The organism is Pseudovibrio sp. Tun.PSC04-5.I4, assembly GCF_900104145.1.
In the GTDB taxonomy this organism is placed as follows: Bacteria; Pseudomonadota; Alphaproteobacteria; order Rhizobiales; family Stappiaceae; genus Pseudovibrio.
In genome coordinates, this window is record NZ_FNLB01000006.1 from 183912 (window position 1) to 196973 (window position 13062).

A 13062-nucleotide genomic window follows, 5' to 3' on the forward strand; every position below is an offset into this window, starting at 1 on the left:
TTCACCGCCCTCCCGCCCATAAGCGAGAGTTTGCGTAAGGAGGGCTAACTCCAACGCAAAATGACCGCCGAATAACGGCAACGGTGACCGCTACTTGTGAAAGGTTCTGACGCCTCAAGATGAACATGCGATGAATGTGGCAAGGTGTCAATGCAAGGAAACGGAATTCCTCCACAAACCCATGGCATTAGCCGGTAGTGAAGAGCTTTAGTTGTACATTCTGGAATTAGATAGCTCTAAGCATATGCCTCTTTGCAAGCCATTGGGAAACACCTAAAAGCTGATGATTGTTCAGCAGAACCGGAACGCCTAAGGTGCTATGAAACTTGTAAGTGTAACCCACAGCGGTACCGTCGGTTAAAGCTAGCTTCAGAGCAGTTAACTGTAGTTTGTGCAGGCTAGAAATTTAAAGATAGTCCTTTGTCAGAACTCATCGATTACTGGATTTTATCTCTTCGCGATATGGAATACTGCGCGCCCGATATTAAGAAGGGCGTTAATGTACCCATCAATTGGGATAGAGCAAAAGGAGGCGTCCTTCCTCTCGCTCTCTGTCAGGAGTTGTTTGCGGAGGCAGATCGCAATGCGCAAAAGAGGCAGCCAAGTGAGCCAATGGTCGAAGAGCTTGCGGTCATGATTGCGCCTTTCTCGTTTCGCCGCGCAGTTCTGGGGCAGAGGCCTAAAGACTACGCACCAATCTGGATAACTGCTTCTGTTGACCGGGAAGGGCGACTAGCTACTGATACGGAGACACCGCCGTTTCTTGTGAGGGATATGCTGTCGCCAAACGCGAATGCAGATGTTTTGATTGGTGAGGCAGCAGCTCAAGAGGCTTTTCACAAAAGCCACAAATTCATGCTCACTCAAGGTGGTTGGAGTGAGCAGGTGCGCTACATGAATGAGCTCTGGGAGAAGGTAAACGGAAGACCGCTTGAAGCCATTCTCAAAGATAACAAAAATACAGGTATCTTGAGCTTAAGAGCAGCAGAGGTGAAGGGCATTGCTCGCAACCTTGCTGAGAACCTGAAAGGATTTAAGCAAGTTGCAAGTGAGCAACGCGGCAAAACTTCGCTTCAGGCATTTATTGATTTGAAGAGCTCGAGTGCTCAAGCACTGGATGGTTACTCAAAGGACGCCCTTGCGCGCCATTGTGGGCACATCGCAAAAGAATTTGGACTTTCTCCTTCTCAACGAGAAGCTCAAGCGCAGGTTTCAGCGCTTAATACTGGACAAGTGCTTGCCATTGAAGGTCCTCCCGGGACCGGAAAAACGACGTTAATGCAGTCTGTATTGGCAAACGGTATTGTTGAGGCCGCATTACGAGGAAAAGACCCGTTTGTTGTTCTCGCATGCTCGGCGAATAACCAAGCCGTACTGAACTTAAATCAGAGCTTGGCAGAGGCAGCGAATAGTAGCGATGAAAGCACTTTGAGTAAAAGGTGGCTGCCGTCTCCTCGTGAGGTTCTTTCCACTGATGTCGCAGTCGACACCCTCGGCGCTTATCTCGCATCTGAAGGCCAGGTAGAAAACGTTGACGTGAACCAAGTTTTGACGATGACGCTTGAGATCGATGGGAACAAACGCCGATGGTGCGGAGGGCATACCCTCTTTGAACGTCGAGAGTACTTCCAAGCTGCAAAATCCCATTTTATTGAAGCTGCGGAAACCGCATTCTCAAAAAGCTTTGAAAGCGTCATTGATGTTAAACTAGCTCTACATCAGCGCTTGAAAAGACTAGACACTCAGCTGAAAGCTTTCTCTGCCGAATGTTTCGTGATCGCTACAGTGGCAAAAAAGTACGGTTCTGACTGCGCAAGTGTGGTGGAAGAAATCGAAGAGCGCTTGAGGCATTGTCAGTGGAATGGAGCTGCACCCGTCGTTGAAGGTCTTGAAGAAGCAAAATCTGCCAAAGAACGGCACATAAGTCATGAGCTTTATGTAGGGCGTGAGCTGCTAAACACTGCTGGTTTTCTTGATTGGCTCTTCCCTCGTCGAAGGGTCCGCAGATCAGCCAAGTTTTTCCGTGAACATGAAGCGTTCGATGTTGCAAACGCGCTTTTGGATTGTCGGAAGCCTATTAAGGCGGAAGAGTTTCTGGATCAGCAGATCGCAGCTCAAAAAACTGAGTGTCATAAGCTGGAATCTCAGATTAGAGATTTAGATGTTTATCGGTTTGAGTTTGAAGGCCTGCAGACAGACAAGAAGCAATTTCAAGCCAGCATGGAGCGTTTGAATAGCTTGCTCTTAAAGCTTGGTATCGAAGGGCGAAAGTTCATCGAAATGCCTGAATGGTCCCAGCCAAACAAGACGCAGGAACTTCTAGACAGAGTTTTGCGCCGTGACATGTTCATGTTGGCATGCCGTTATTGGGAAGCTCGCTGGCTGGAGGAGATGGCTCAGTATCTCCCTAAGGTCGAAGCGGAAAGTTCCAAAAAAGGCGATATCAACGCAAATAGCGGGGAGAAGACAGTAAAAGAGCGCTTGCATCGCTACGCGATGCTGACGCCATGTTTTGTTGCAACATTTTTCCAGGCCGCAAAGTTCTTCAATCTCAGGCGCGGTAAAAGCGGAGGCTTCAAGTTAGAGCCTCTTTGGGGCTTTTGCGATTTGATTATCGTTGATGAAGCTGGTCAGAGCGCTCCACATATTGGTGCTGCTCCATTTGCCTTAGCAAAGGCAGCCGTCTGTATTGGGGACGTTAAGCAAATCAAACCGGTGTCTAAGCTACCGGATTTTGTCGATCTGGGAAACATTGAAGCCTCTGGCCTGACTGAAGCATTTGCAGATTTAGCAGGTGGTGGGCAGGACGGACAAGCAGAAGACTGTGGCTTTAGGGCCGGAACCGGGAGCCTTATGGCAGCTGCAATGGCTGTCAGTTGCTACAACCGTGAAGGTGGAGATGGTATGTTCCTTCGCGAACATAGGCGCTGCTACGATGATATCATCTCATACTGCAATGATGCATTTTATAGCGGTCAGATGCAGCCTTTGAAGGGGCTAGCGCCACGTGAAAAAGGCATGCTGCCTCCGCTGGGTTACGCGCACATACAAGGTCGCGCTAATAAGCAGGGTGGAAGCTGGGCGAATCCCTCGGAAGCCTCTGCTATTGCCCAGTGGATCTCTGAAAATAGAGAGGTACTGCTGAAACAGGCAAATCTGCCAGAAGGTAAATTGAGTGAAGCAGTAGCGGTGATTTCACCATTTAAATCTCAGGCACAAGCGATTAAGTCAGCGCTGACTAAGCAAGGGATTAAGGATGATATCACCGTAGGGACGGTGCATGCTCTCCAAGGTGCAGAGCGACCTATTGTGATCTTTTCGACCACATACTCAGCGAATTCATTAAAGAAGGTACATTCCCTGTTCTTTGATAGTGACGCTTCGATCCTCAATGTTGCTGTGAGTCGTGCAAAACTTAGCTTCTTAGTTTTTGGTGACATGAACATCATGAACCCATCAGGGCGGAACGCCTCTAGTATTTTGGCGCGCCGATTATTTGATGACCCCCAAAACGAAATCAAGAATGTTGATGGGGCTCCGAAGCTGACCACGCTTCCTGGGATCATGCCTGAGCGATTAGAAACTCTGCAGCAGTTTCAAGCGATTTTGCGACAGGCATTTGAACAAGCCCAAAACCGTCTGCTCGTTGTTTCCCCGTTTTTATCGCGAGCAGCAATCGAGGAAGATAACGTCATCGAATTGTACCATGCAGCTGTGAAACGGGGCGTTGATGTTCGCATCGTCTATGACGTGCTCAAAGAAGCTAATAATCAGTGGTTTGTCGATGGGCGCAAACTGCTGGAGGATAGTGGTGTAAAGCTGACAGCAGCACGCAACGTGCACAATAAGACGCTCTGCGTTGATCACGATTTTATCGTGGAGGGGAGTTTCAACTGGCTCAGTGCTAACCGTCAAACCTTCTCGCAACAAGAGAGAGCATTTCTCTTGAGAGGAGCTGAAGTCAATCAGATGATTGATGAGGTATGGGCGGAGTACAACGAGAGCACATTTGCCTAACGACGTTCCAAATTGCGCATGCTGGGGCAACTGAGTAATTTTTGGATGGTCAGTACAGCTGCCACAGCACGGCGATGAGCCGTGGAACGCGTGAGCCCCACCTGAATGCAGATGGGTCGCCAGCGGAAGCCTTCTGCGCGCATCCAGAGTATTTTCCTGTCGTCGGGCTCTGGCACGTACCGCAGCCAATCGATGGCTTCTTCCATGAGCCCTATATCTTTAGCGCTGGGTACCGCCCGGATTTGAGGTTTGTTGTAACCATAGGCTTCATGAACATCATGGATCACCTGCGGCCAGGTGTTGCCATCGCGCCGTGGAGATGACCTCGGTGGGTTGGGAAGGCGCCGCAAGGTGCCAGCAGCAAGCTCCAGGCGATCAACGATGTCTGTTGTGCTAAGTGCCATGAGAAATCTCCGAGCTGCATGTGTGAAGCGTCTCTTGCGCTTCCAAAACGCTGTGCAGCACGCGGATGTGGAAGTTGCGAGCTGCCATGATGTGCTCTGCCAAGGTGATGAGCTGGCCGGGTGTGGGAGCGACAGTCTTGCTGCTGCGCCGCCAAGCCTGACAAGCGGCAAAGATTACGTCCGTTGGATAGCAGCCCAGATCCTGGATCCAATCCTCGATGAGCTGAGTGATGGCCTCTGGTGAGAGCCGCTTCTGCGGATAGTGGTTGAGAAGCTGTCCGACAGCCAGGCCAACTGGTTTTGACCCTCCAGGTGTGTTGGCCTGCGTGAGTGTGCTGAGGAGTTGCTCCAATTCCTCAATCTCCTGAGCTGTTCGTTGCGCCTGACGTCGTTCTGATCGCGTTGCTACCAGCTGCTGCAAGAGCCTCATCCCAGGCTCTCTGCCAAACATGGGAAATGGATTTTTTGCGCTTGGAGGGTTCATGGGATCGAACAGATTGCTCATGGGATTTCTCCTTGGTTGGCACTTTGGGTTTTGCCCGAAGTTGTTCACAGACCGTGTTTTGGGGGATAGGGGGAAAAGGTTCTTTTGATGGTTCTAAATGACGGTTCAAGGGGGGCACCACGTGCCGGTTGGTAGCGGCACCACATGCCGGTTGCTGGAGGGGCCTTCCGGCACGTGGTGCCGGTTGGTTGTTCCTGGTTTGATCGCCTCCAGATTTTCAAGGGCAGGATGGTCATTTTTATCGGTGATAGGCTTGCGTTCGGCAAAGCCTGAAAGGGCGAAAATATCGGACCTGCGTGAGCCATTGGCGCGACGACGCTGATAGCGTGTGATGAGGCCCAGCGCTTCCAGATGGGTTAGACAGTTGCGGAGTTTGCGCTCCGAGCAGCAGCACGCCTCCTGCAACGTGGCTTGCGATGGCCAGCACAGGCCGTACTCATCTGCAAAGTTGGCGATGGTGATGAGCACAAACTTCTCGATTGGATCGGTGATGTCGCTCCGCCCATAGGCCCAGGTGATGGCTTGAACGCTCATAGGTTTGAGATCCGGTTCTCGCGAATTTCCTTTTGCCTGAGCCAGTCGAGTACACCTTCCCGGCGATAGAACACCCGCCGTCCTGTGCGCACGCACGGCGGTCCAATGCGCATGGTCTGCCAGCGGCTCAGAGTGTCAACGCAAACGCCTAGCTCTTTGGCAAGCTCAGCCCGTGTCATCCAACCATCGAGAACGGCCTTAGGTTCTGTTTGTTCAGGTTCTGGGGTAGGGACGTTGTCTTCCATGTGCTCCTCCAATAGTGACCGCTCGGGTTCAAACGGTTTGCGGAAAAGTTAAGCATGGAAGGTCAATAGGCACGTAGGCGTTGATGGGCGTTCATAGGCGTTCAAACGCTTAGGCACTGCCTATCGGGATGAAGCTGGACCATGAATAACGCAGTCCAATATATGCAATGAAGCACAAAACTCATCTCGTTTAGATTATGAGGATTCGGAATGTCCTATAGATATCAATAGGTAATTTTAGAATTTCAGTCGCTGCAAAATCTTTTAGTATTTCAAAAGGCTGACGTATTGGTCAAATCAACTTTGTTGGGATAGCACAATTGAGAGATTGGCCTGTTGTTAGCCGGTAAAGGTCTTAAGTTTTACTGGAAATAACCTGACCTAAACGGCAGGCTGAATGTGAAATACATGCGGCGGCGTGTTTTTTGATGAGGCCCAATAGAAGCTGGATGCCACAAGGCAGGAGTCAAACAGCAGATATTAGACGCAGGTGGTTTGCCTCGCGCCTCAACTTTTCTTCTTCATGATGTTTGGGTTGCGTGAGGGGAGGGAAACCAATGACGCTGCCATCAAAAGAGTATTTCACCTTAATTGAAGCTGGTGCACGTTGGGGAGCGCCGCTCGGCACTATTGCTGGCTGGGCAGAAGTTGGTCGCTTCCGCATTGTCACCAGTACGCCGCATATCGCCTGTGGTGATCGGCGCGTATTTGGCATGGTGGAACTGTTCGGATCAGATCTGTTCAAGATGCTGAGTACAACCGGAAAGCGCTCCCGCTGTTGTTTGGTCCGGCGTGTTATCCCGTTTCATCAAGACTGTACTGAGTTGCTCTATGTGACCAAGCCAGAACAAGGCTTGAGGGTCCAGCCAGATGAGCTCTGGATCCCGGCCATCGATCTTTATCGCTTTGAAGAGAAGTATGGCCTTGCCCAGCGCGCTGGCAAAGGTGGGCGTGAGCCGAAATATGATTGGGAGGGAATGTGGGCACCGCTCTGCGTGCATATCTTTGCTGAAGGCGTGCCAGCTGCCATGCAAGAACTGGCGAACGAAGTGCAAGCCTGGTTTATTGAGGCGTCTCCAACCGGAGAGGCGCCTGATATGAGTACCATCCGCCGACGTATTCGCCCCATTTGGGAGGCACTGAAGAAGGAGCGGGAGGATTAGAGGGAGGTGCAGGCGTGTTGGGGGGAGGCGATGCAGCAACCTGCTGTGTTTGTTGTGATGGTTTTTGTTTCACATACTCCGCCACCGCATTGACGCTATCACGCAATGGAGATTCCATTAGATGGGCATAGCGTTGTGTAGTGCTCATCTGAGTATGACCTAGTAGACGACCTATGACTTCAAGAGATGCACCACCTGATACGAGCAGAGATGCAAAGGTGTGACGCAAGTCATGAATGCGCACATCAGATATTTCCGCCTCCTTCAAGATGCCCTGCCAATACCGGCGCATTTTATGAACGGGCTTGCCAGTCCCGTCCCCTGGAAACAGCCAGGGGCAGTCCTCTGATACAAGATCCGACCGCCGTCTCACTAGATCAGCCACTTCTGCGGAAATAGGCAGGCGGTGGGTGCGCTTCTGCTTAGTGGTTGTGGCCGGCTTAAACGTAACCGTCCGCTCAAGGCGCCATGATTTGGGCTTGACGCTGTGATTTTGCGTCCGGCTTCCAGTTCCATGGCAGGAGCTCGTGGAGGCGGTTGATCATGTGATCGTTGATGCGGGCAAGGACATCTGTGAGATAGTCCTGCGGGTTGAGACCATTGAGTTTGGCGGTTTCAATCAACGTCATGGCGTCCGCCAGAGTTTCTCCGCCGGCCATTGATCCGGCAAATAAGAAGTTTTTACGGCCCAATGCAATAGGTCTGACTGCGCGCTCAGCCGCATTGTTGTCGATCGCGACGCGACCCTCGTCGAGGAACAAGGTGAAGGCGTGCCAACGGGAGAGGCCATAACGGATGGCTTTGGCCAGCGGTGATTTGCCTGAGATGCGGGTAAGCTGAGCCTCGCACCAGGCCTTGAAGGCCTGAGCGATGGGTTTACTGTGCTTCTGCCTCACTTCATGCCGCAGGTCTGGTGGTTTTCCGCTGATCTGACGTTCAATGTCATAAAGCTTACCGATCTGCTCCAGTGCGTATCTGGCCAGTTCTGATTTGGTGGCGGTGAAGATATCATGGAAGTCGCGGCGCCAATGCGCCCAGCAGGCGGCTTCTTTAATGTCCCCGCTGTCATAAAGTTGCTTGTAGCCGGCATAGGCATCGGCCTGCAGAATGCCGGAAAACTCTTTGAGGTGGCATCGCGGGTTGTCAGCCTTGCGATTTGCGGAGAACCAATAGGCAGCAATAGGCGGGGCCTCTCCTGCGAAGGGGCGATCATCGCGCACATAGGTCCAGATCCGGCCCTGCCTCGAAGCTTTGCCGGAACCGCTCGCCGCCTTGAACTGGCGACCCAGGACATCAATGGGTGTGTCATCGGTATGCAAGCGATCTGAGAGCATCACCTCAGCTTTAAGCAGTTCGCTCAGCGGAGCCAGCGTTTTCATGGCAAGCCCGCACCAGTCCGACAGAGTAGAGCGGGGAATATCAATGCCATGCCGGGCAAGGATTTCGTTCTGACGGTATAGCGGCAAATGATCATCGAACTTGGAGACCAGAATATGCGCCAGTAAGCTGGCTCCGGCACTGGATTTTTCAATGGGCCGGGTTGGTGCTGGAGCTTGCACGATTTTCTCGCACACCCGGCAGGACGTCTTGGGCCGCGCTGTTTCAATCACCTTTAGCTTTGCGGTGATGAACTCCACCAGCTCAGACACATCCTCCCCGATGAGCCGCAGCTCGCCGCCACACTCGGGGCACGCTTTGGGTGACTGCAGAGTGACCCGCTCGCGTTCCACATCGCTACGCACCCGAGGTTTGCCGCGGGTCGGTTTGGGGGGCTCTTCAAGTGTGGAGGTGGCCAGTTCCGGCACGGGCAACTGCTCATCTTCCGGCTCCTGGCATGGGTGGGCAGTCTCCAGGTTTTCCAGCGCCAGTTCAAGCTGGGCAATCTCGCGGTCGATCTTTTCTGAAGATGCGCCAAAGCGTTGCCTGCGCAACTTGGCCAAAGCTTGTTTGAACCATGTGATCAGAACCAGATGGGCCTGCTCATTGGCTTGTAAACTCTCAACCTTTCCCTGCAACGCCAGCACCATGGCCTTGAGTAAAACTGGATCATCAGGAAGGGAGTTAAGAGACTGGTTCATATGGGTATTTTACCTCATATATCTCCAATATCAAAGTAATACCTCATTCAAAACCCAAGATATTCACCCCATTCGAACGGGCGGAGCTCCCCAACTGGGGCGTCTCCAGTCCATCCCTTCCCACAGCATGGCCAGCTGTGCTGAGGTAAGTCGGGCTGAGCCATCGACTGGTGAAGGCCACGGGAACCGACCCTTTTGTAGGGTAAGAGACGTCAGCCACAGCTGACGTTTCTCCCCTCCGAACCGTACGTGCGGCTTTCACCGCATACGGCTCTCCATTCAAGCTTGGCTAGAAAGCCAGCACGAGACCACGATAGTGCGTTTCGTAGAAAGGAGCCTCGTTCTTTTCCCGAAGATAAGGATTTGAACGTGGTGTCTTCCAGCGGAATTGCCCGCGCTGATGATTGGTTAGCCGGTACAAGATGCTTGAAACGCGTACTCCTTCTTTCGTCATCGAGTGCACCATCCATGTCTTGGCTTTTAAGCCATACGGCCGCGCGAACCACTTTCGCATCAGACGAGAGATGCGCGAGCGATACTTGCGCCCCAGCCAATGTGCCATTTTCCAGAACACGACGGTATCGACGTGCTGGAAGACCTTGGATGTGTAATCGGTGAACTGATAGAAGTTTGCCCAACCCATGAGTTGGCGGTTTAGCCGCTTAATCATGTCGGTATGGGGCGTATTGTGGTCGCCGCTAAGAGCCTTAACCAGTCGATGTTTGAAACCGCTGGTTTTCTCTCGGGGAATGGTCGTTACTGGCCGCATCACGCCACGGGGACCGCGTTTGCGAATGATCCGGTGACCGAGAAAGACAAACCCATCATTAACATGAGTGACATGGGTTTTCTCCATGTTTAACGTCAATGCCAGATCGCCTTCCAGGAATGCTCGGCATTCCTCGCGTACCGCGAGCGCCTGTGCCTTCGTGCCTTTGACGATGACAACAAAGTCATCGGCATAACGGCAATAGGACACTGCCGGTCTGCGACAGCGGTTCTCACGAACCGCCACAGGGCTGGCTTTTCTGACGCTCTCATTCCAACCACGACGTTTGTTGCGCGCTGCTTTTCCAAGGAATTTCTCATCCATCCAACGATCAAACTCATTGAGCATAATGTTGGACAGAAGCGGAGAAAGAACCCCGCCTTGAGGAACGCCCTTGCTGGCGGCGCAGAAGAGGCCTTTATCGATGTGACCTGCCTTCAAAAGCCTCCAGAGCAGTGCGATAAACCGTTTGTCCCGGATGCGCTTGCGCACACACGAGAGCAGCTTGCGGTGATGGACAGTATCAAAGTAGCTTGCTAGATCACCTTCGATCACCCAGCGACCCTTTGTGTTCCTGCCATCCGTTGTCTGCATCAAAACGGCCCGGATCGCGTGGTGCACGCTACGCTGTGGCCTGAAACCATATGAGTAAGGACTGAAGTCGCTTTCCCAAATCGGCTCCATCACCATCAGCATGGCGCGCTGTACTATGCGATCCGTCAGTGTCGGTATTCCCAACGGTCTCAGCTTTCCGTTCCCTTTCGGGATGTAGACGCGTCGTGTTGGAGCGGGCGCATAGGTCCCATCCAGCAGAGATCGCCCCAACGTCGCAAGGAGTTCCTCCTCATTTTGTCGGAAACGATCTCGGTCCACGCCATCTACGCCCGGGGTCTTTGCGCCGCTCGACGCCAAGGCAACCCGGGCAGCCTCAGTCAGCCAAGTCCGATCGGCAATTAAGCGTAAGAGGCGATCAAATCTTCTGGTTCGCTCGTCCTGCGCCCATTTCGCAAGCTTGTGTTGCATGTCGCTGATTATCAAAGGTCTTCACCTCGTTGTGGTCAGTTAATGTGCAGCCCTAAGCAGCTTGAACTGTTCCCCTTCGCCATGTGACAGGCTTTCCCTATCTCGGACTACTACGGGAACTCCGCCAGCGTGGCCGTCATCGGGGTGAACTCCCTTGCGAGTATTAAATATACCAACCTCATTCGGCACACGCCTTCCCTCGTTCCTATGTTGGACTTAAAGCGTATTGGTTAGGCTGCCGGCCGTAGTCTTTTCCCTTGCGTCCCGCAAGTCGGCATCGGCCATCGCCAACAAACTGCATAAGTTGACGACACCCTCGAAAGCGTTTCTGGAGTACGCTGTCGGTTTGCGCGCTTCCGGTCATGAAATCCATGGCGCGACCGATGTTCCGCCTGTTAAGCCATGTAGGCGGAGGCTACAATTCAGCCCCTCAGATACGGTTTAGCCGGTTCGTGTTCCTCAACCTTCCAATACTCAGCCTGAAGATGGGTCTTGACTTAATGGCTTCGTCGCACATCTCTTTATCCCACGGGCTACGTCACCTTGCCAGTTCACGACAAATCACCGCCGCTTCGGCTCTCGCCCTTTCGCAGTAAAGGACGGTCTGTTAAAGGAAACCCCTCCTTTCACTAGAATTCCAAACATAAGCGCCCCGGTCGAAACCAGGTTCGAGGCGCACCCAGCACCTTGTAGTAAAGGCAAAATCCCTGACCATCCCAGTAAAGCAACTTGATCCGATCGCCGCGCCGACCGCGAAACGCAAACACGGCGCCATTTGCAGGGCGCTGGCGTAATTCCGTCTCCGCCAAAGCGGCCAGACCCGCAATGCCCTTGCGCATATCCGTCACACCGCACGCAAGATAAACCCGCACACCTGTTCCCGGCCCGATCATGTCGCTTCCACCAGCCCAATAAACCGGCGAACCTGCGCATCACTTAAGTCACTGGAAACCCTCAGGCTGCGACCGTTCCCGAGCCCAACCTCAATAACGGTGGGTCCTGAAGGCTCAGGATCAGTAACAACAACAGGCACAAAAATGGGAGCCTTCGTGTTTTCACTTGTGTTGCTGTCGCAGTACTGAGCCATCCATCGCTTCAGCAAGTACCGGCCGACACCATGGCTCTGCGCAACATCAAACAGCGTTGCTCCATCAACCCCAACTTGCGCAGTGATTGCCGCCTTTTCTACCCGTGTCCACGACCGCCGTGGCCTCGATTCATCCAACAATGACTTGCCTCCTCAACTAAAACTGAAGAAGAAAATACTCAATCAAACGCAACCAAGTAAGGCGGTCCTGAGCGGACGGTTACGCTTAAACCACGTGAGCAGTTCCAGATTAAAGTGCTCAAAGCGAGCATGGCGTACTTCTCCAAGGCGAGCACCGGTGAGCAGGCACAGGCGGATTACATCGGCCCCGCGTGTGTCCTCGCTGTTCTCCAGTGCTGTAGAGAGACGGTTGATCTCGTCAAAGGACAGAAATCGCTCACGCGCATTCTCAGGACGCTTGTGAAACCCTTGAGCTGGGTTATCTGAGCGCATCTTCCATTGCACAGACAGATTGAACATCTTGCGCAAGATCTCACCAAGCCGGTTGGCACGGATCGGTGTTGGGCAGGGGACAGATCGGCGCAGTAGTTTCTTGGCGGGACGGTGCCGCCCAGCAGCCATTTCACGTAAGAGCTTGTTGACATCGGCTGGAGAAATCTCGCGCACCAACCGATTGCGCCACTGTGGCAATATCAGCTTCGTCAGCATGGAAATCTGGTCAGCGCGGTTGCGGGCGGCGAGTTTAGGTAGGTGCTCGTCGATATAGCGGTCGATCAAATCGCTTATGCGTGACACAACACGTTCTGCTTCCCGGTTGCCCAGTGGATCGTACTCCATTTCAATCTCACGGCGGATGGCTTTAGCGCGTTCTCGTGCAGCTACCACGCTCCATGCGGGCCACATGCCAATGGTATAACGGCGTTGGCGGCCATTGACACGGTAGGAAAGATTAAACGCCTTGGAACCGGATTTATAGATCACCAAGGCGAAGCCCAAGACCTCAGTGTCAAACAATTGATATTGGCGCACGGTGGGCTTTGCTGCACGCGCTATCTTTTCTGTAAGGCGTTGACGACTAGGCACAATACACTCCTCCTCACATAGCATCCAAGTAATGCGTAGTGTGCCAGCTCTTGCAAGATCAAAGTCTTAGGGTATGGCACGTAAACGAGGAGATCCTAGAGATAGTCACCTCTAGGCGTATAGGCATTCATGGGCGTTCATGGGTGTCGGAAGGACAAAGAAGGCTATCAAGGGGGGAAGGGATCAATAAAGA

The 13062-nt window shown here is 52.7% G+C and carries 12 protein-coding genes; 2 read left to right on the forward strand and 10 right to left on the reverse strand.

Translation table 11 applies throughout. From position 1 onward, the window contains the following. The first annotated feature begins 420 nt into the window (after positions 1–420). Complete coding sequence (locus tag BLS62_RS05860; RefSeq protein WP_143521526.1) at positions 421–4017, forward strand: AAA domain-containing protein; 3597 nt, start codon at positions 421–423, stop codon at positions 4015–4017. Here the strand turns inward: BLS62_RS05860 and BLS62_RS05865 are convergent. From BLS62_RS05865 to BLS62_RS05880, 4 genes are all read right to left on the reverse strand, one after another. Further along, positions 4014–4421 carry a DUF6362 family protein gene (locus BLS62_RS05865; protein ID WP_093178110.1) on the reverse strand — a complete coding sequence of 136 codons (408 nt, stop codon included), beginning with the start codon at positions 4419–4421 and terminating at the stop codon, positions 4014–4016. The genes BLS62_RS05860 and BLS62_RS05865 overlap by 4 nt on opposite strands. Continuing rightward, entirely contained in the window at positions 4411–4926 is a 516-nt protein-coding gene (locus BLS62_RS05870; RefSeq protein ID WP_093178112.1) for a hypothetical protein, read from the reverse strand. Before BLS62_RS05870 ends, BLS62_RS05865 begins: the two co-directional genes overlap by 11 nt. 105 nt (positions 4927–5031) lie before the next feature. Then, positions 5032–5460 (reverse strand): helix-turn-helix domain-containing protein, encoded by a 429-nt coding sequence (locus tag BLS62_RS05875; protein ID WP_093178115.1) that lies wholly within the window; start codon positions 5458–5460, stop codon positions 5032–5034. Continuing rightward, entirely contained in the window at positions 5457–5705 is a 249-nt protein-coding gene (locus BLS62_RS05880; RefSeq protein ID WP_093178117.1) for a helix-turn-helix domain-containing protein, read from the reverse strand. The genes BLS62_RS05875 and BLS62_RS05880 overlap by 4 nt, the downstream gene beginning before the upstream one ends. Before the next feature lie 557 nt (positions 5706–6262). Between BLS62_RS05880 and BLS62_RS05885 the strand changes: the two genes are divergently transcribed. Continuing rightward, the gene (locus BLS62_RS05885) at positions 6263–6868 is read left to right on the forward strand and encodes a hypothetical protein (RefSeq protein WP_093178119.1); all 606 of its coding nucleotides are present in this window, start codon (positions 6263–6265) and stop codon (positions 6866–6868) included. A 458-nt stretch (positions 6869–7326) separates the two neighbouring features. Here BLS62_RS05885 and BLS62_RS05895 read toward each other — a convergent pair whose 3' ends face one another. The 6 genes from BLS62_RS05895 to BLS62_RS05920 all read right to left on the reverse strand — a co-directional run bounded on the left by BLS62_RS05895 (position 7327) and on the right by BLS62_RS05920 (position 12869). After that, positions 7327–8946, reverse strand: coding sequence for an IS66 family transposase (locus BLS62_RS05895; RefSeq protein WP_093178121.1), 1620 nt, complete (start codon positions 8944–8946; stop codon positions 7327–7329). Positions 8947–9009: 63 nt separating this feature from the next. Further along, on the reverse strand, positions 9010–9168 hold the full coding sequence (tnpB, locus tag BLS62_RS05900; RefSeq protein WP_143521606.1) for an IS66 family insertion sequence element accessory protein TnpB: 159 nt from the start codon (positions 9166–9168) through the stop codon (positions 9010–9012). A 67-nt stretch (positions 9169–9235) separates the two neighbouring features. Then, the gene (gene ltrA / locus BLS62_RS05905; protein WP_348271852.1) at positions 9236–10753 is read right to left on the reverse strand and encodes a group II intron reverse transcriptase/maturase; all 1518 of its coding nucleotides are present in this window, start codon (positions 10751–10753) and stop codon (positions 9236–9238) included. A 614-nt stretch (positions 10754–11367) separates the two neighbouring features. Next, on the reverse strand, positions 11368–11631 hold the full coding sequence (gene tnpB, locus BLS62_RS05910; protein ID WP_093175362.1) for an IS66 family insertion sequence element accessory protein TnpB: 264 nt from the start codon (positions 11629–11631) through the stop codon (positions 11368–11370). Then, positions 11628–11966, reverse strand: coding sequence for a transposase (locus BLS62_RS05915; RefSeq protein ID WP_093178124.1), 339 nt, complete (start codon positions 11964–11966; stop codon positions 11628–11630). The genes tnpB (BLS62_RS05910) and BLS62_RS05915 overlap by 4 nt, the downstream gene beginning before the upstream one ends. 42 nt (positions 11967–12008) lie before the next feature. Next, positions 12009–12869 carry a tyrosine-type recombinase/integrase gene (locus BLS62_RS05920; RefSeq protein ID WP_159436505.1) on the reverse strand — a complete coding sequence of 287 codons (861 nt, stop codon included), beginning with the start codon at positions 12867–12869 and terminating at the stop codon, positions 12009–12011. Between the last annotated feature and the right edge of the window lie 193 nt (positions 12870–13062).